At 71.0% G+C, this 18,281-nt stretch carries 16 protein-coding genes; 7 read left to right on the top strand and 9 right to left on the bottom strand.

The window, feature by feature from the left end; genetic code table 11:
* Window positions 1-57 precede the first annotated feature (57 nt).
* The gene (locus ACFXMG_RS27150) at window positions 58-648 is read left to right on the top strand and encodes a 5-formyltetrahydrofolate cyclo-ligase (RefSeq protein WP_383824973.1); all 591 of its coding nucleotides are present in this window, start codon (window positions 58-60) and stop codon (window positions 646-648) included.
* On the opposite strand, the gene ACFXMG_RS27145 is transcribed toward ACFXMG_RS27150, so the two are convergent.
* Window positions 638-3,373: a penicillin acylase family protein gene (locus ACFXMG_RS27145; protein ID WP_383824976.1), complete on the bottom strand. Its 2,736-nt coding sequence runs from the start codon at window positions 3,371-3,373 to the stop codon at window positions 638-640. The genes ACFXMG_RS27150 and ACFXMG_RS27145 overlap by 11 nt on opposite strands.
* 270 nt (window positions 3,374-3,643) lie before the next feature.
* On the opposite strand from ACFXMG_RS27145, the gene ACFXMG_RS27140 reads away from it, so the two are divergent.
* The 6 genes from ACFXMG_RS27140 (at window position 3,644) to mscL (ending at window position 9,516) form a co-directional block, all read left to right on the top strand.
* A complete protein-coding gene (locus tag ACFXMG_RS27140; protein WP_383824979.1) occupies window positions 3,644-5,170 on the top strand; it encodes a potassium/proton antiporter in 1,527 nt (508 codons plus the stop codon).
* 299 nt (window positions 5,171-5,469) lie between these two features.
* Window positions 5,470-6,750 (top strand): MFS transporter, encoded by a 1,281-nt coding sequence (locus ACFXMG_RS27135; RefSeq protein WP_383824982.1) that lies wholly within the window; start codon window positions 5,470-5,472, stop codon window positions 6,748-6,750.
* Between the two features lie 68 nt (window positions 6,751-6,818).
* Window positions 6,819-7,136, top strand: coding sequence for an FmdB family zinc ribbon protein (locus ACFXMG_RS27130; protein WP_383824985.1), 318 nt, complete (start codon window positions 6,819-6,821; stop codon window positions 7,134-7,136).
* A 91-nt stretch (window positions 7,137-7,227) separates the two neighbouring features.
* Window positions 7,228-8,205: an S-methyl-5'-thioadenosine phosphorylase gene (locus ACFXMG_RS27125; RefSeq protein ID WP_383824988.1), complete on the top strand. Its 978-nt coding sequence runs from the start codon at window positions 7,228-7,230 to the stop codon at window positions 8,203-8,205.
* 186 nt (window positions 8,206-8,391) lie between these two features.
* Window positions 8,392-8,919 carry a hypothetical protein gene (locus ACFXMG_RS27120; protein ID WP_383824992.1) on the top strand — a complete coding sequence of 176 codons (528 nt, stop codon included), beginning with the start codon at window positions 8,392-8,394 and terminating at the stop codon, window positions 8,917-8,919.
* Between the two features lie 138 nt (window positions 8,920-9,057).
* Complete coding sequence (gene mscL, locus ACFXMG_RS27115) at window positions 9,058-9,516, top strand: large conductance mechanosensitive channel protein MscL (RefSeq protein WP_383824995.1); 459 nt, start codon at window positions 9,058-9,060, stop codon at window positions 9,514-9,516.
* Between the two features lie 19 nt (window positions 9,517-9,535).
* Here the strand turns inward: mscL and ACFXMG_RS27110 are convergent, their stop codons facing one another.
* From ACFXMG_RS27110 to pflB, 8 genes are all read right to left on the bottom strand, one after another.
* The gene (locus tag ACFXMG_RS27110; RefSeq protein ID WP_383824998.1) at window positions 9,536-9,754 is read right to left on the bottom strand and encodes a hypothetical protein; all 219 of its coding nucleotides are present in this window, start codon (window positions 9,752-9,754) and stop codon (window positions 9,536-9,538) included.
* Between the two features lie 57 nt (window positions 9,755-9,811).
* Complete coding sequence (locus tag ACFXMG_RS27105) at window positions 9,812-10,228, bottom strand: hypothetical protein (protein WP_383825001.1); 417 nt, start codon at window positions 10,226-10,228, stop codon at window positions 9,812-9,814.
* The gene (locus tag ACFXMG_RS27100; RefSeq protein WP_383825004.1) at window positions 10,225-10,860 is read right to left on the bottom strand and encodes a ubiquinol-cytochrome c reductase iron-sulfur subunit; all 636 of its coding nucleotides are present in this window, start codon (window positions 10,858-10,860) and stop codon (window positions 10,225-10,227) included. The genes ACFXMG_RS27105 and ACFXMG_RS27100 overlap by 4 nt, the downstream gene beginning before the upstream one ends.
* Complete coding sequence (locus tag ACFXMG_RS27095; protein WP_383825006.1) at window positions 10,857-11,456, bottom strand: 4Fe-4S dicluster domain-containing protein; 600 nt, start codon at window positions 11,454-11,456, stop codon at window positions 10,857-10,859. Before ACFXMG_RS27095 ends, ACFXMG_RS27100 begins: the two co-directional genes overlap by 4 nt.
* Before the next feature lie 6 nt (window positions 11,457-11,462).
* Entirely contained in the window at window positions 11,463-13,775 is a 2,313-nt protein-coding gene (locus tag ACFXMG_RS27090) for a molybdopterin oxidoreductase family protein (protein WP_383825008.1), read from the bottom strand.
* Window positions 13,776-14,894, bottom strand: a complete 1,119-nt coding sequence (locus ACFXMG_RS27085; protein ID WP_383825011.1) for an MFS transporter — start codon at window positions 14,892-14,894, stop codon at window positions 13,776-13,778.
* Between the two features lie 88 nt (window positions 14,895-14,982).
* Complete coding sequence (gene pflA, locus ACFXMG_RS27080) at window positions 14,983-15,801, bottom strand: pyruvate formate-lyase-activating protein (protein WP_383825014.1); 819 nt, start codon at window positions 15,799-15,801, stop codon at window positions 14,983-14,985.
* 114 nt (window positions 15,802-15,915) lie between these two features.
* A complete protein-coding gene (gene pflB / locus ACFXMG_RS27075; protein ID WP_383825017.1) occupies window positions 15,916-18,186 on the bottom strand; it encodes a formate C-acetyltransferase in 2,271 nt (756 codons plus the stop codon).
* Window positions 18,187-18,281: the final 95 nt, after the last annotated feature.

The raw sequence follows: 18,281 nt of genomic DNA, 5'->3' as shown, positions 1-18,281 counted from the left end.
ATAAAGACAGTTACGAGAGTTTCCTGAGGATCCGCTGTGCAGAAAGAGAATCCCGACGTGTCCGAAAAGGCCCTGTTGCGGCGCCGGCTGCTCGACGCGCGCGCCGCGCTCACCCCCGACTTCCTCGCCGAGACCGCCGAGGCGCTGGCCGGGCACGGTCTCGAACTCCCGGAGCTGGCCGGGGCCGCCACCGTCGCCGCGTACGTCTCGGTCGGCCGCGAACCCGGCACGCGCGTGCTCCTCGACGCCCTGCACGCGCGCGGGGTACGGGTCCTGCTGCCGGTGCTGCTGCCCGACAACGACCTGGACTGGGCGGTCTACGAGGGGCGGGAGGCGCTGGCGAAGGCCGGCCGCGGCCTCCTGGAGCCGACCGGCCCCCGGCTCGGCCCGGACGCCGTGTGCACGGCGGACGCGGTGCTGCTGCCGGGGCTCGCGGTGGACGCGCGCGGCATGCGGCTCGGCCGCGGTGGAGGCTCGTACGACCGGGTCCTCGCCCGGCTCGCACGCGCGCGCGTGGACCCGGCCCTGGTGGTGCTCCTGCACGCGAACGAGGTGGTCGCGCGGGTCCCGGAGGAACCGCACGACCACCCCGTGCAGGCGGTGGTGACCCCCGAGGGGATCACCCGTTTCCCAGGCGCTACGGCTTGAGCGTCAGCGTGTCCTTCGCCGCCGCGTCGACCGCCGCCCTGCCGTAGGCCCAGTCGTACAGCTCGCCGTTGGCCCAGGCGTCGGTCTGGTCCGTGTAGTTGTCGTGGTAGGCGTGACCGGAGGCACCGGTCAGGTTGATCCACCGGGACCTGTCCCAGTCGCCCACGTTGACGACCATCCGCATCGACGGCACCCAGATGACCTCGTAGCCGCCGGCCGCGTTCCAGCCGGTCGCGTCGACGGCCGCCTCGCCGCCGCCGAGGTTCCACGGGCCGCGGTTCAGCAGGTGCTGCACCACGCCCGGCCCGGCGGTGCCGAGGGTCTGGTTCTTCAGGGTCAGCTGGTGCAGCCGGCCCCAGCTCCAGGTCGAGACGTCCTTGCCGAGCTTGGCGGTCAGCTCCCAGCGGGCGTCCTTCATGGCCCGGGCGAGCAGCTGGTCGCGGGTCTCGGTGGCCGGGTCGGTGCGGGTGGCGGGGGTGTTCCACCACTCGCTCTTCTCCTGCTTGAGGAGCGGGCGGACCACCTCGTACCAGCGGTCGCCGCCGTCCGGCTGCGCCGAGTCGGGGTCGCGCTCGCCACACTCGCGGACCAGCTTGTTCTGCTCGTCGACCGGGCCGGTGGCGTCGACCGGGCGCACGTTGACGCAGTCGCCCTCGGCGCGGACCTCCTTGGGCAGCTTGTCGCCGAAGGAGAGCTTGAGGACGTTGCGCCAGACCGCGTTGAAGTAGGCGGCGGCGGCCGAGTCGGGCTCCTGGGTGTAGTCCCAGCCCTCCAGGAGCTTCTGCGCCTCGCGGACGTACGGGTCGGAGATGTCGACCTTGAGCAGCAGCGGGTTGAGCAGGGTGGCGATCTCGCTGCGGTTGTCGGTCTGCATGGTCCGCATGTCGTCCGGCGAGATCTTCCCGCCGTCCTTGGTCTTCGACTCGATGAGGTCGTTGATCCGCTGGCTGCGGGAGCCGTAGCCCCAGTCCTTCGTCAGCAGGTCGGGGTACTGCTCCGGGGAGATCACGGCCTGGTTGGCGGTGACGATGTAGCCGCGCTCCGGGTCGTACTCGTACGGCAGCTGCTCGAAGGGGATGTATCCCTTCCAGCGGTAGCGGGAGTCCCAGCCGGGGGCGGGCAGGGTGCCGTCGCCGGTGCCGCGGCGCGGGATCTTGCCCGGGGACTGGTAGCCGATGTGGCCCTTGGTGTCGGCGTAGACGAGGTTCTGCGAGGGGACCTCGAAGTTCTTCGCGGCGGCCCGGAACTGCTTGAAGTCCTGGGCGCGGTTGAGCGCGAAGATCGCGTCCATCGACTTGCCGGGCTGGAGGGCGGTCCACTGGAGGGAGACGCCGTAGCCGTCGGCGCGGTCGGGGGCGGAGTTGCCGACGGGGGCCTTCTGACCGACCTTCTCCAGTTCGGCGGAGCGGTCGGAGACGAGCGGGCCGTGCTCGGTGGAGCGGACGGTGATCTTCCGGTCGCTGCCGCCGGCGACCTTGATGGTCTCCTCACGGGTGTCGAAGGGCTTGACCTTGCCGTCGACGAGGTAGCCCTCGGGGCTGACCTTCTCCAGGTAGAGGTCGGTGACGTCGGCGCCGAGGTTGGTGAGGCCCCAGGCGATCGAGTCGTTGTGGCCGATGATCACGCCGGGCATGCCGGAGAAGGTGTAGCCGGCGACGTCGTAGCGGCAGGTCGCCGAGACGGAGCGGCAGTGCAGGCCCATCTGGTACCAGAGGGACGGCAGCATCGGCGCGAGGTGCGGGTCGTTGGCGAGCAGCGGCTTGCCGGAGGTGGTGAGGTCTCCGGAGACGACCCAGGAGTTGGAGCCGATGCCGTTGCCGTTGGGGCCGAGGAGCGCGGGGACCTGGTCGAGGACGTCCGAGAGGCCGGAGAGGGCGGCGAGCTGGGCGCTCGCGCCGCCGGAGCCGTCGCCGGAGCCGGTGCCGCCGTCCTCGGAGCCCTCGCCGTCCTTGCCGGCCTTCGGGTCGAACTTCTTCGTCACCGGGTCGACCGTGCCGCGGTCGAGGATCGGCTGGTGGAGGTCGTACGGGTACTCCGGGTACAGCTGCTCGATCTGCGCCGGGGTCAGCCGGCTGGTGAGCAGCGAGCGGTCGATCTCGTCCTGCATGTTGCCGCGCAGGTCCCAGGCCATGGCCTTGAGCCAGGCGACCGAGTCGACCGGGGTCCACGGCTCGATCGTGTAGTCGTTGGTGAGGGCCAGGGCCGCGTACTCGACGGAGACGTCCTTCGCGGTCCGGTCCTTCAGGTAGGCGTTGACGCCCTCCGCGTACGCCTGGAGGTACTTCTTCGTCTCCGGCGTCAGGACCTTGTCGTACTCCTGCTGCGCGACCTGGCGCCAGCCGAGGGTGCGCAGGAAGGCGTCGGTCTCGACCTGGCCCTCGCCGAACATCTCGGAGAGGCGGCCGGCGGTGAGGTGCCGGCGGACGTCCATCTCGTAGAAGCGGTCCTGCGCCTGGACGTAGCCCTGCGCGCGGAAGAGGTCGGTCTCGTTGTCCGCGTAGATCTGCGGGATGCCGTTGGCGTCCCGCTTGACCTCGACGTCGCCGGAGAGCGAGTCGATCCTGACCTCGCCGGTGGTCTGCGGGAACGAGGCCCGGACGGTGCCGACGCCCCACCAGCCGCCGAAGGCGACGGCCCCGACCAGCGCAAGGACCAGGAGCAGGACGATCAGGCGGGCGCGCCTGCCTTTCTTCTTGGCGGGGGGCGCGGTCGTGTTGGAGGGCATCGCTGTCCTTCGAGGGGCAGGGTGGTCCTGGAGTACGGGAGCCACCTTAGGCGCAGCGCCTGGGCGCCCTGGACTCGGTGTCAGGGAGGAACCGGACTGATGACCGTATCGAAGAACCATGGAGCGCAAAGAAGGCGTCAAGAAAACGTTAAAGATTAGGTAAGGTAACGAAGTACCCGCTGCTGGAGGAACGATCCGGCGCGTGCGAGGGGAAGGAACGGCGCACTGACTGTCCACGAGCTCAACGAACTCCTGCTGATCAGCTCACTCGTGCTGCTGATCGCGGTCGCCGCCGTGCGGATCTCGTCCCGGAGCGGGCTCCCCAGCCTTCTGCTGTACCTCGGCATCGGCGTCGCCATCGGGCAGGACGGCATCGGCAACGTCGCCTTCGACAACGCCGAGCTCACCCAGGTCATCGGCTACGCGGCGCTCGTCGTCATCCTCGCCGAGGGCGGTCTCGGCACGAAGTGGAAGGAGATCAAGCCGGCCCTGCCGGCCGCGGTCGTCCTCTCCACCGTCGGCGTCGCCGTCTCCGTCGGCATCACCGCCGCCGGCGCCCACTACCTCGTCGGCCTGGAATGGCGGCAGGCGCTGATCATCGGCGCCGTCGTCTCCTCCACCGACGCCGCCGCCGTCTTCTCCGTCCTGCGCAAGGTGCCGCTGCCGTCCCGCGTCACCGGCGTCCTGGAGGCCGAGTCCGGCTTCAACGACGCCCCCGTCGTCATCCTCGTCGTCGCCTTCTCCTCCGCGGGACCCGTCGACGAGTGGTACCTGCTCGTCGGCAAGATCGCGCTGGAGCTCGCCATCGGCGCCGCCATCGGCCTCGCGGTCGGCTTCGTCGGCGCGTACGGGCTCCGCCACGTCGCCCTGCCCGCCTCCGGCCTCTACCCGATCGCCGTCATGGCCATCGCCGTCACCGCCTACGCGGCCGGCGCCATCGCCCACGGCTCCGGCTTCCTCGCCGTCTACCTGGCCTCGATGGTCCTCGGCAACGCCAAGCTGCCGCACTCCCCCGCCAACCGCGGCTTCGCCGAGGGACTCGGCTGGATCGCCCAGATCGGCATGTTCGTCCTGCTCGGCCTGCTCGTCACCCCGCACGAGCTCGGCAACGACTTCTGGCCGGCCGTCGTCATCGGCCTCGTCCTCACCATGGTCGCCCGGCCCATGGAAGTGCTGGTCAGCCTGGCGCCCTTCCGCATCCCCTGGCAGGAGCAGGCCCTCATGTCCTGGGCCGGCCTGCGCGGAGCCGTCCCCATCATCCTCGCCACCATCCCGATGGTGGGGCAGATCGAGGGCAGCGAGCGGATCTTCAACATCGTCTTCGTGCTGGTCGTCGTCTACACCCTCGTCCAGGGCCCGACCCTGCCCTACCTGGCGAAGGCGCTGAAGCTCGGCGACTCCAGCGAGGCCGCCGACCTCGGCGTCGAGTCCGCCCCGCTGGAACGGCTCCGCGGCCACCTGCTCTCCGTCGCCATCCCCGCGGGCTCCCGGATGCACGGCGTCGAGGTCGCGGAGCTGCGCCTCCCGGCCGGCGCCGCCGTCACCCTCGTCGTACGCGACGACGCCAGCTTCGTACCGGGTCCCGCGACCGTGCTGCGCAGGGGCGACGAGCTGCTCGTCGTCGCCACCGATCCGGTGCGCGACGCCACCGAGCGCCGGCTGCGCGCGGTCGGCCAGGGCGGCAAGCTCGCGGGCTGGCTCGGCACCGGCGACGGGCGGCAGACGGTCACGACGACGTCGACCCGCTTCCACCGCCCGGCGTCGGTGACCGGGAAGCCCAAGCGGCCGGACCAGTGAAGGGGCCGGTGAACGGACCGCCGACGGGACGTTAATCGCGGGCATTATTTCGAGGTCAGGAGCGTTCTCCCCAGTGGAATCACAGGCGGGAGAGCGCTCCTCCCTGTACGATGAAGGCACACTTGATCGAACCAACTCTGCCTGACGCAGAGCTGGCGCGACCGTATGGCGGCCGCGGTGCACCCTCCCGCAGTGGGGGCCCTCCCGGTATCTACCGCAGTTCCGCGCAAGAGGACAGCTCTCGGCGAGACCGGCACCACCGTGCCCGCGCGCTACCAGGCGGCAGAAAGGCCAGGACCGTGGCGTCCACGGTCGTCTCCGAGAAGCGGCCCGGCTACGGGCAGCTGCTGCGCACCCCCGGTGCGCTCTCCTACCTGATCCCCGGGTTCGCCGCACGGCAGCCCTTCGCGATGCTGACCATCGGCATCGTCCTGCTCGTCCAGCACACCACCGGTTCCTACGGCAGCGCCGGCGCCGTCGCCGCCGTCACCGGTGTCTCCATGGCGCTCTTCGCCCCGCAGAGCGGCAAGCTCGCCGACCGCTTCGGGCAGCGCGCCGTCCTCCTCCCCGGCGTCCTCGTCCACTCCGCCTCCGTCACGCTGCTCGTCGTGCTCGCACTGGCCGGCGCCCCGATGTGGGCGCTGTTCCTCGCCGCCGTGCCCGCCGGCGCCTCCGTCCCGCAGGTCGGCCCGATGGTCCGGGCCCGCTGGGCGGCCAAGCTCGACGGCACCCCGCTGATGCCGACCGCCGCGGCCTTCGAGTCGGTCACCGACGAGTTCACCTTCGTCGTCGGACCGGTCCTCGCCACCGCCCTGTGCACCGGCATCCACCCGGCCGCCGGCCTGATCACCGAAGCCGCCCTCACCCTCGTCGGCGGCCTCTTCTTCGCCGCCCAGCGCGCCACCCAGCCGCCGTACGGCCTGCTCGCCGCCGCCGGCCGCGCCGACTCCGAGCCGCACCGCTCCGCGCTCTCCGTCCCCGGCGTCCGCGTCCTGATCGTCGCCTTCCTCGGCATCGGCGCCGTCTTCGGCGGCATGCAGGTCTCGCTCACCGCCTTCAGCGAGGAGATCGGCAACCCCGGCGCCAACGGCCTGCTCTACGGCGTCTTCGCGGCCGGCAACATGCTCGCCGGCATCGCCATGGGCGCCATCGCCTGGAAGACCGGCCCCCGCCGCCGCCTGATCCTCGGCTACACCGGCCTCACCATCGCCGCCGCCCTGCTGTGGACCGCGCACTCGGTGGTGCTGCTCGGCGCCCTCGGCCTCGTCGTCGGCCTCTGCATCGCCCCGGCCCTGATCACCGGCTACACCATCGTCGAGACCCTGATCCCGGCGTCCGCCCGCACCGAGGCGTTCACCTGGCTCACCGGAGCCGTCGCCCTCGGCCAGGCCCTGGCCGTCACGGTCGCCGGACAGCTCGCCGACGCCCACGGTTCCAGCGCCGGATTCCTCGTCCCGGCCGTCGGCACCGCGCTCGCCTTCGTCACGCTGATCGCCCTGCGCGGAAAGCTCAGGCCGCGCGAGGCGAGCCGGGTCGCGGCACGTGGTATCGGTCACCGCGTGCCGGTGGCGGTGGACTGATCCCGCGGAATACGTCACTATGGAACGTCGTTAGCACTCGATGAGTGTGAGTGCCAGGAGGAAGACTAGTGCCGACCTACCAGTACCAGTGCACCGAGTGCGGCGAGGGCCTTGAGGCGGTCCAGAAGTTCACGGACGACGCGCTGACCGAGTGCCCCGCCTGCCACGGCCGCCTCAAGAAGGTGTTCTCCGCCGTCGGCATCGTCTTCAAGGGCTCCGGCTTCTACCGGAACGACAGCCGCGGCGCCTCGTCCAGCAGCTCCCCGGCCCCGAAGAGCTCGACGTCCTCCACGACGTCCACCTCCTCGGCCTCGTCCGACTCGAAGCCGGCCTCGACGACGTCCACCTCGACGTCCTCGGCGTCGTCCTCGACCCCGGCCGCCTGAGGCGCCACCCGCACAGCACCGCCCCGGCCCCGGCCCCCCACGAGGGAGCCGGGGCCTCGGCATGTCCGCGACGGCTGCGTAGGGTGACGCCATGGCGACGACAACCCCAGGCACCGGCCCCGCTCCCGACGACGACTCGGTCCCCCACTCCGGCTCCGGGTCTGGGTCCGGCTCCGCCCCCGGCTCCGACGCCCGCGAGGGCCTCGGCGACCGCGAGGGCCTCGGCGACCGCGAGCGCGATTACGCCGAGATCGGCGTGATCGGCGGCTCCGGCTTCTACTCCTTCCTCGACGACGTCCGCGAAGTGCCCGTCACCACCCCCTACGGCGACCCCAGCGACTCCCTCTTCCTCGGCGAGGTCGCCGGCCGGCGCGTCGCCTTCCTCCCCCGTCACGGCCGTGACCACCGCATCCCCCCGCACCGCATCGACTACCGCGCCAACCTCTGGGCCCTCCGCTCCGTCGGCGTCCGCCAGGTCCTCGGCCCCTGCGCCGTCGGCGGACTGCGCCCCGAGTACGGCCCCGGCACCCTCCTCGTCCCCGACCAGCTGATCGACCGGACGAAGAGCCGCGCCCAGACCTACTTCGACGGCGAACCCCGCCCCGACGGCGCCGTCCCGAACGTCGTCCACGTCACCTTCGCCGACCCCTACTGCCCTGACGGGCGGCAGGCCGCGCTCAAGGCCGCCCGCGGCCGGGACTGGCAGGCCGTGGACGGCGGCACCCTCGTCGTCATCGAGGGCCCCCGCTTCTCCACCCGCGCCGAGTCCCGCTGGCACGCCGCCAACGGCTGGTCCGTCGTCGGCATGACCGGCCACCCCGAAGCCGTCCTCGCCCGCGAACTCGGCCTCTGCTACACCTCCCTCGCCCTCGTCACCGACCTCGACGCGGGCACCGAGACCGGCGAGGGCGTCTCCCACACCGAAGTCCTGCGCGTCTTCGGCGAGAACATCGGCCGGCTCCGCGACGTCCTCTTCGACGCGATCGCCACCCTCCCGGCCACGGCGGACCGCGACTGTCTCTGCACGTATGCCCACGACGGCTGGGACCTCGGCATCGAGCTGCCGTAAAAGTCCGTAAACCCCTCGCAGGGGTGGGCGAGTTGTCCACAGACCGTGGATCGTCCACAGGCCGGAGCGGGATCGCGGGTCGAGCGGGACAGTGACCGCATGAACACGACCCGCACCACCATTCCCGTCCCTGTCCCCGTCTCCGTTCCTGTTCCTGTTCCCGTTCCTGTCCCTGTTCCCGTTCCCGTGGCCGACCGGCTTTCCGCCGCGAGTCCCGTCCCGCCGCCCTCCGAGGTGCCGGACTTCCCGCCGCTGCGGGTTCGCGGAGGGCGGTTCCGGCCGCGGCTGCGCCGCGTATCCGGCACGCTCCTCGTCCTGACGGCCGTCGCGCTCGCCCTGCACGCGGCGCTGCTCGAAGCGCCGGGCCGGTACGACCCCGGGCCGCGCCCTCTCTCCGCACCCGCGGCCCGCTCGCCCGCTCCCGTCCGGCTCGTCTCCGCGCCGGTGCGGATCGCGGACGCGGAGGCCGTACGGCTCCTGCGCGCCGGCGACCGGGTGGACGTCATCGCCGCACCGGTCGCCAACTCCCCGCTCGGGGGCGGCGGTAGCGCGGTGCGGGTGGTGGCGCGGTCCGCCCGAGTGGCCGAAGTCCCGCGCCCGGGTGAGACTCGTTCGGACGGAGGGGCGCTGATCGTCCTATCCGTGCCCCGGGCGACCGCGACGGCGCTGGCAGGGGCCGGTGTCACGTCCCAACTGGCGGTGACTCTGTGCTGATTCGCACTGACACACTGTCAAGTCACCGCCCCGTGTGTACGGATTGGACGGCCTCGCGCGCTTCACGGCCTAATGGCTCCGCAGACAGCAGCACACCCCTAGAAAGGCACCTTGGTGGCCGAGAAGAAGGAAAGCGTGATGGCGGGCTTCAAGGCCTTCCTGATGCGCGGAAACGTGATCGACCTCGCGGTGGCGGTCGTCATCGGTGCCGCGTTCACCAACATCGTGAACTCGGTGGTCAAGGGCATCATCAACCCGATCGTGGGCGCCTTCGGCACGAAGGACCTCGAAAGCTACACGAGCTGCATCAAGGACCCGTGCCGGATCGTCAACGGCGAGATGCAGGGCATCCAGCTCCAGTGGGGCCTGGTCCTGAGCGCCATCCTCAGCTTCATCATCACCGCGGCCGTCGTCTACTTCCTGATGGTCCTGCCGATGGCCAAGGTCCTCGCCAAGCGCGCCGCGCACGACAAGGCGAAGGAAGGCGTCCAGGAGACGATGGAGGTCAGCGAGCTGGAGGTGCTCAAGGAGATCCGCGACCACCTGGTCGCGCAGCGCGGCTCCGGCAACGGGCAGGGGACGCACTCCACCTCCTGACCGGAGGGACGCTCCGGCGTCAGAGGTGGTGCGGCGGCTTCTCGTCGAGGAAGCGCGCGAGGTCGGCGGCGCCGCCGCCGGCCGGAGGCCGCTCTCCCCACCCGCGGTCCGTGTCGTCCGCGGACTGCGCGTCCAGCGGATCGTCGAAGACGATGGCCGGCTTCGGAGGGTTCTCGGAATGCGGCCGAATGCCGTTCGGCTTCGCGTCTCGCGGTCCGTGGGCGGGGGCGGTGCTCATGTCTTCAGGGTACGCCCGCTCCCCCGCCCCGGACCCGCCTGATCAGCGGTCCTCCGGTCACCGGTCCTTCGGGTCCACCGCCCACAGGCCGAGGACCACCAGGAACGACAGGACGAGGAATCCCGCGCCCCACCACGCGGTGCCGGTGTCGCCGGTCATCCACTCGTCCACCACGATGGTCAGCCCCCAGAGCTGGCCGATCACCACCGTGAGCGCCAGCGCCAGCCGCGCCGACAGCTTCGAGGAGCGCTCCGGTTCCTGCTCCGTGCCCGCCCCGGGGCCCGGTCCCGTGTGCCGGATCCGGGGGTCGCCGTACCCGCTCGTGGGCCGGATCTGCGGATAGCGCTCGCGCACGGGACGGTTGAGCCGCGGCTGCGCGCTGCCCGGGTGGTACGCGGGCGGCTGGGTGGTCGCCGGCGGGGTGGCCTGCGGGCGCGGGGCCTCCGGGTCGGGCGGGAACGGCGTGTCCGTCATGAGCGTTCGCTCCTCTCCGGTCCGGCTCCTGCCCGCTCGCGGCACAGGCGCAGGGCGTCGCCCTGCTGGCGGCAGAGGCCCTCCTGGAGGCTCTCGCCGGAGCGGGCGGTGCCGATGGCCCAGACGCTGCCGTCGACCTGCTCGATCAGCACGACCTTGGGCAGGCCGCGCGGCGGCGGGCCGGCGGTGACCTCTCCCGTGCGGGCGTCGAAGATGCCCTCGTGGCAGGGGCAGTACAGCTCGCCCTCGCTGCCGCGGTCCTTGCGCCACAGGACGGCGCAGGCCAGGTGGGTGCAGACGGCGGAGTAGCCGGCGAGGGTGCCGTCGTCCATGCGGACGGCGATGGCCCGGTCCTCGTCGCCGGGGTAGCGGAAGGCGAGGGATTCTCCGGGCAAGATCTGGTCGGCGACCTTCTTCGGCTCGGGTGCCCCGTCGCTGTCGCCGTGCCGGTGGAGGATGCCCGAGGCGACGGCGACGCCGCCGACGGCGAGGCCGCCGGAGACGGTGGCGACGATCCGCAGGTAGTCGCGGCGGGTGGTGAGGGAGTCGGCGGCGATCCGGTCGTGGAGCGCCTCCTGGGCCGCGTCGTGGCCGGCGTCCGGTGCGGGCGGCTGCGGGTCGGTGACGCTCATCGGACGTCCCTTCCGTTGATCTCGACGACGGGCAGGCCGCCCGGGACGGGCCACTGCACCTTGTCGGCGGGGACGACCATCGCCACGCCGGTCTGGACGACGACGTCCCCGAAGGTGAAGGAGTCGGCGACCTGGACGCCGGGGCGCTCGGCGCGGAGCTCGTCGATGGTGCCGTAAAAAAGGGCGCCGGTGGGGCAGACGGTCGCGCACATGGGGGCGAGGCCGTAGGCGGTGCGGTCGTAGCAGAGGTTGCACTTCATCTGGAGCTTCGCCTGGAGGTCGATCTTCGGGACGCCGAAGGGGCAGGCGTTGACGCAGTTGGCGCAGCCGATGCAGCGGGTGGTGTCGGCCTGCTGCACGACTCCGTCGGCGGTCACGAGGATCGCGTCGGCGGGGCAGACCTCGGCGCAGGGGGCGACGGGGTCCTCGCAGTGCATACAGACGGTGGGAAGGGAGGCGACGGAGTGACCTTCGTCGGTGTAGTCGAGATGGATCATCGACTTGCCGCGGTGCGAGTCGCACTCGCGGCAGGCGGAGACGCATGCCTGGCAGCCGATGCAGCGGCCCGGGTCGATGAAGATCGTGCGGCCCATCATGTGCGGTCAGCTCCTCTCCGCGGTGCCCCGGCCCTGTGGGGACGTGGGCGGCAGGGGGTCGGTGCGGGAGACCTGGGTCTCGGGGTAGGCGAGCTGCCCGGGCCCGGTCGGGGGCGCGGGGACGTCGTCGACGCGTTCGGCGGCCTCGATGCGGGCGGCGCAGACCTTGTACTCGGGGATCTTGGAGCGGGGGTCGAGGGCGTCGATGGTGAGGGCGTTCGCGGCGGTGGGGACGGGCCAGTGGTAGGGGATGAAGACGGTGTCGGGGCGGATGGCCTCGGTGACCAGGGCGGGGAAGACCTCGCTGCCGCGGCGGGTCACGACCCGTACCGGATCGCCGTTGCGGAAGCCGTGGGAGGGGTGGACCTCGACCCAGGGGCGGGGGGTCTGTTCGACGAGGGCGCCGAGCCGGCGGGTCTGGTTGCCGGAGAGGAAGTGGGCGACGGTGCGGCCGGTGGTGAGCGAGAGCGGGTACTCCTCGCTGTAGGGGTCCATCGGCGGGTGCCACTCGACGACCTGCATGTGGATCCTGCCGTCGGGGTGGTAGCTGCGCCCGTCCTCGAAGAGGCGGGGGGTGCCGGGGTGCTCGGTGGTCGGGCAGGGCCAGGCGATGCCGCCGGTCTCCTCCAGGCGCTCGTAGGTGATGCCGTAGTAGTCGTTGACGGTGCCGGCGGAGGCGATCCTCAGCTCCTCGAAGACGGAGCGGGAGTCGGGGAAGGCGAACTTGTCGCCGGCGCCGAGGCGCTTGGCGAGTTCGCACATGACCCAGGTGTCGGTGCGGACGCCGGCCGGGGGTTCCTGGGCCTTGTTGTGCTTGACGACCCGGGCCTCGGCGTTGGCCATGACGCCCTCGTCCTCGGCCCAGACGGTGACGGGGAAGACGACGTGGGCGTTGGCGGCGGTCTCGGAGAGGAAGAAGTCGAACTGGGCGTGGAACTGGAGGGTGTCGTAGCCCTCCTTGACCGTGGCGTAGTTCGGGAGGGAGACGAAGGGGTTGTTGCAGATGCCGATGAGGCCGCGGATCTCGGCGCGCTGCATCTGCCAGACCATCTCCATCATGGAGGTGCCGGCGGCGGGGAGTTCGGACTCCTCGATGCCCCAGATCTCGCAGATCTGGCGGCGGTGCTCGGGGTTGGAGATGGAGCGGCCGCCGGGCAGGAGGTCGGACTTCTGGCCGTGTTCGCGGCCTCCCTGGCCGTTGCCCTGGCCGGTGATGGTGCCGTAGCCGGCGCCGGGCTTGCCGATGTTCCCGGTGGCGACGCAGAGGTTGATGATGGTGAGGCAGTTCTCGACGCCCTGGGAGTGGTGCTCGACGCCGCGGGCGTGCCAGGCCATGGCCCTGCCCGCGCCCGCGAACATGCGGGCGACCTGGACGATCTGCTCCTCGGGGACACCGCAGATCCGGGCCGAGCGGGACGGCGGGTACTCGGCGACGGTGGCGCGGACCTCGTCCCAGCCGGTGGTGTGGGCGGCGAGGTACGCCTCGTCGGTGAGTCCCTCGGCGACGATGACGTTCAGGACGGCGTTGAAGAAGGCCGAGTCGGTGCCGGGCTTGAGGGCGACGTGGACGTCGGCGGTGCGGGCGATGGCGGTCTGCCGGGGGTCGATCACGATGAGGGAGGCGCCACGGTCGCGGGCCCCCCACAGGTACTGGGTCATCACCGGGAAGCACTCGCCGACGTTGGAGCCGGCGATGAGGAGGCAGTCGGTGAGGAGGATGTCGGAGAAGGGGTTGCCGGCCCGGTCGATGCCGAAGGCGAGCTTGTTGGCGCCGGCGGCGGACACCATGCAGAGGCGCCCGTTGTAGTCGACGTGCTTGCTCTTGAGGGCGACCCGGGCGAACTTGCCGACGAGGTAGGTCTTCTCGGAGTAGAGGCTGGCTCCGCCGAGCAGCCCGAAGGCGTCGTTCCCGTACTCCGCCTGGATGCGGCGGATCTCGGCGACGGTGTGGTCAAGGGCCTCGTCCCAGCTGACCTCGCGGAACTCCTCGTCGCGGTTGCGGCGCATGAGCGGGGAGGTGAGCCGGTCGGGGTGGTTGACCTGCTGGTAGGCGTTGATGCCCTTGGGGCAGAGCCGCATCCGGTTGATGTCGTGGTTGCGGGGTTCGACGCCGAAGACCATGCCCCCGCGGTCCACCCGCAGGTACATCCCGCACTGCACGCCGCAGAAGCAGCAGTGGGTGGGGACCAGGGTCTCCCCGTTCTGGTCGGCGTGCCACCGGTCGGCGGGGATCCCCCCGGCGTCCCGGAAGTTCCGCGTACCGGGCGGAGCGACGGAGGGATCGAGCGGCAGCGCCCGGGAGGGGTCGGTCGCGGTCACTTACTTGAAGCCCTTCTTGACGTGGGTGAGGTAGGCGTTGCCGCGGAGGACGCGTTTGCAGCGGGGGCAGTACTCGGCCCATTCGTCGAAGTCGAGCTTGAGGTCCTTCATGGTGCCGCGGAGGTTCTCGACGTAGTCGGGGGTGTCGATGGGCTCGTGGCAGCGGCGGCAGGTCTGGAGTTCCTCGTCCTTGCGGCGGGAGGTGTACTTGAAGAGCTGCATGCCGACGGCGGCGGGCCGCTGGACGATGTGGAAGAACTTCCCGAAGGGGATGTAGATGAGGGTGAAGACGACCGAGACCATGTGGAGGATCGCCAGGAACTCGTAGCCGCCGCCGTGCAGGAAGATCGACGAGAAGGTGAGCAGCAGGCCGGTGACCGAGATGACGATGAGGGCGATCAGCGGGATCAGGTCGTAGGCGAAGCGCTGGCCGGTGCTGGCGCCGCGGTCCTTCATGCGCCGCCACAGGAAGTAGGAGGCGCCGGCGATGACGAGGACGGCGGCGATGTCCAGGCCGTGGAACATGAGCCAGCCGAGGATGTTCAGCGCGTTGAATCCGAGGACCTTGATGCCCCAGATCCGCATCTCGTAGCCGGGTCCGTCGCCGCTGTCCGAGGTGAAGGTGAACCAGCCCCAGGTCAGCGGGAAGGTGATGAGCGCGGCGAGGATGCAGCCCCAGAAGAGGAGCTGGTGAGCGGCCCAGCGGGCGTGCGAGCGGGCGCCGAGGAACTTCTGGAAGCCGAGGTACGTGGCGATCATCTTCGGCAGGGCGGTGGGCGCCTTGCGGAAGTTCGCGGCGGAGAAGAAGGAGCGCCAGCCCTGGCGGAAGAGGCGCCGGGCGCCGGGGGCGGAGATCCAGACGGTGTAGCGGTAGGCGATGCCGAAGGCGAGGAAGACGGTGGCGACGGCGTAGGGCAGCAGGGCCGAGTCGAAGTCGCGGAGCAGCCGGCTGCCGAAGACGATCGCGAGGATCAGCAGGACGGAGACTGCGGTGCCGGCGAGGACGGCGCGGCGGCGGACGGCGGCGGGGGTCTGGGGCGCGCGGCCGTCCGCGGCCGGTGCGGGCGCGGCCTCCGGCTCGGGGGTGGGGGGCTCGGCGGTCTTCGGTGGCTCGGTCACGGGGCCACGGTAGGACGTATGTACCCTTTGGGCCCGTTATGCCCGGCGTAAGGGTGAACGTGTCGCCGGAAGCGGGGTGGAGGGAGCGTCAGACGGCGTTCAGGCCGTGGGCCTGGAAGATCTCGCGGGCGGCCGTGACCTGCTCGGGGGTGGGCGACGGGGTGTCGTGGAGCGTGAAGGGCATGTCCAGCGCCTGCCACTTCGCCTCGCCCAGCTTGTGGAAGGGGAGGACGTCGACACGGGAGACGTTGCCGAGGCCACCGGCGAAGGCGGCGACGCCCTCGATGTTGGCGGGGTCGTCGGTCAGGCCGGGGACGAGGACGAAGCGGACGTGCACGTCCTGGCCGAGGTCGGCGAGCCGGCGGGCGAAGTCCAGGGTGGGCCGCAGCGGGCGGCCGGTGACCTTCTTGTACGTCTCCGGGTCCCAGGACTTGATGTCGAGGAGGACCAGGTCGGTGTCGCGCAGCAGGGCGTCGGTGGCGCGGACGCCCAGGAAGCCGGAGGTGTCGAGGGCGGTGTGCAGGCCCAGCTCGTGCTTCATGCGGTGCAGCAGCTCGCCGGTGAAGACCGGCTGGAGGAGCGGTTCGCCGCCGGAGACGGTGGCGCCGCCGCCCGAGGCGGAGATGAAGCGGACGTACTTGGACGCCTCGGCGATCACGTCGTCGGCGGAGGTCCGCTTCCCGTTGCGCATCTTCCACGTGTCGGGGTTGTGGCAGTAGAGGCAGGTCAGCGGGCAGCCGGAGAGAAAGGTGACGAAGCGGGTGCCGGGCCCGTCGACCCCGGTCGAGAGGTCCCAGGAGTGCACCGAACCCTCGGAGGGCCGATGGGTCGCCGCTGCGGCCGGAGTGGCCGCCTGGACCGGGGTGGCGGGACGGACGGGAACGTCCGGGCCGAGGAGCGTGGCCATGGCAGGGCCTCCTGAGGGAGGAAGGGCGGGTGGGGGTGGGGCGGGGAGGGGGAGGGGGGAGGGGGGAGGGGCCCCCTCCCCCCTCTCCGCCCTTTTCGCGTGGTGCCTCGGGTCTCAGAGCGCGCCGTGGAAGGTGCGGTTGAGGACGTCGAGCTGCTGTTCGCGGGTGAGGCGGACGAAGTTCACCGCGTAGCCGGAGACCCGGATGGTGAGCTGGGGGTAGTTCTCCGGGTGCTCCATGGCGTCCATCAGCACGTCGCGGTTGAGGACGTTGACGTTCATGTGGAAGCCGTCGCTCGCCATGTAGCCGTCGAGCACGCCGGCCAGGTTCTTGATCCGCTCCTCGGGGGTGCGGCCCAGGCCGTCGGGGGTGACGGTGTTGGTGAGCGAGATGCCGTCCTCGGCGTCCTCGTACGGCAGCTTGGCGACCGACAGGGCGGAGGCCACGTAGCCGTGGGTGTCGCGGCCGTTCATCGGGTTGGCGCCCGGGGAGAACGGCTCGCCGGCGCGGCGCCCGTCGGGGGTGTTGCCGGTCTTCTTGCCGTAGACGACGTTCGAGGTGATGGTCAGGACGGACTGGGTGTGCTCGGCGTCGCGGTACGTCGGGTGCTTGCGCACCTTCCGCATGAACTCCTCGACCAGCCAGACGGCGATCTCGTCGGCCCGCTCGTCGTTGTTGCCGTAGGCCGGGAAGTCGCCCTCGATGGCGTAGTCGGTGGCGAGGCCGGTCTCGTCGCGGACCGGGGAGACCTTGGCGTACTTGATGGCGGCGAGCGAGTCGGCGGCGACCGAGAGGCCGGCGATGCCGCAGGCCATGGTGCGGCGGACGTCGCGGTCGTGGAGCGCCATCTCGACGCGCTCGTAGGCGTACCGGTCGTGCATGTAGTGGATGACGTTCAGGGCGTGGACGTAGACGTTCGCGAGCCATTCCATCTGCTCGTCGAACTTGGCCATGACCTCGTCGTAGTCGAGGACCTCGGCGGTCAGGGCGCCGGTGGCGGGGCCGACCTGGGCGCCGGACTTCTCGTCGCGGCCGCCGTTGATCGCGTACAGCAGGGTCTTGGCGAGGTTCACGCGGGCGCCGAAGAACTGCATCTGCTTGCCGACGGGCATCGCCGAGACGCAGCAGGCGATGGCCGTGTCGTCGCCGAAGCGCGGGCGCATCAGCTCGTCGGACTCGTACTGCACGGACGAGGTGTCGATGGAGACGCGGGCGCAGAACTCCTTGAAGCCCTGCGGGAGCTGCGGCGACCAGAAGACGGTCATGTTCGGCTCGGGCGCCGGGCCGAGGTTGTACAGGGTCTGGAGATAGCGGAAGGAGGTCTTCGTGACCAGCGGACGCCCGTCCTCGCCCATGCCGGCGATGGACTCGGTGACCCAGGTCGGGTCGCCGGAGAACAGCTCGTCGTACTCGGGGGTGCGCAGGAAGCGCACGATGCGGAGCTTGATGATGAAGTCGTCGACCAGCTCCTGGGCCTGCTCCTCGGTGAGGAGGCCGGCCTCGATGTCCCGCTGGAGGTAGACGTCGACGAAGGTGGAGGTGCGGCCGAGCGACATCGCGGCGCCGTTCTGCTCCTTCACCGCGGCCAGGTAGGCGAAGTACAGCCACTGGATCGCCTCGCGGCCGGTGGTGGCGGGGCCGGAGATGTCGTGCCCGTACGCGGCGGCCATGGCCTTCAGCTCGCCGAGGGCGCGCATCTGCTCGGACAGCTCCTCGCGGAGCCGGATGGTCTCCTCCAGGGAGCGGTTGCCGGCCGGGAGGACGTCGAGCTCGGCCTTCTCCTCCTTCTTCACCGCGATGAGGCGGTCGACGCCGTAGAGGGCGACGCGGCGGTAGTCGCCGATGATGCGGCCGCGGCCGTAGGCGTCGGGGAGGCCGGTGACGATGCCGGCCTTGCGGGCGGCGCGGATCTCGGGGGTGTACGCGTCGAAGACGCCGGCGTTGTGGGTCTTGCGGTACTCGGTGAAGACCTGCTCCAGCTCCTCGGAGACCGGGTAGCCGTACGTCTCCAGGGCGCCGGCGACCATCCGCCAGCCGCCGTAGGGCATGATCGCCCGCTTGAGCGGGGCGTCGGTCTGGAGGCCGACGATCAGGTCCTTGTCGCGGTCGATGTAGCCGGGGGCGTGGGCGGTGATGGTGGAGGGGATGTCGTACGAGACGTCGTAGACGCCCTTGGCCCGCTCCTCCGGGAACTTGTCCGTGATCGCCTTCCACACGGCGGTGGTCCGCTCGGTGGGGCCGGCGAGGAAGGAGTCGTCGCCCTCGTACGGGGTGTAGTTCTGCTGGATGAAGTCGCGGACGTCGATGGCGTCCCGCCACAGTCCGCCCTTGAAGCCCTTCCAGGCCCGCTCGGTCACCGTCGTCTCCGCAGGGGTCGCAGTCACTTCCCGCACCGCCTTCTTCGAATCATTCGATCGCGTCGTTGCTTACCTCCATTTCACCCCCTTTGATCGATCATTTGCGGCGGCATTGGTCACCG

This window comes from Streptomyces sp. NPDC059201 (genome assembly GCF_042754585.1).
Classification (GTDB): domain Bacteria; phylum Actinomycetota; class Actinomycetes; order Streptomycetales; family Streptomycetaceae; genus Streptomyces.
This window is presented reverse-complemented; position numbering and strand designations above follow the sequence as displayed.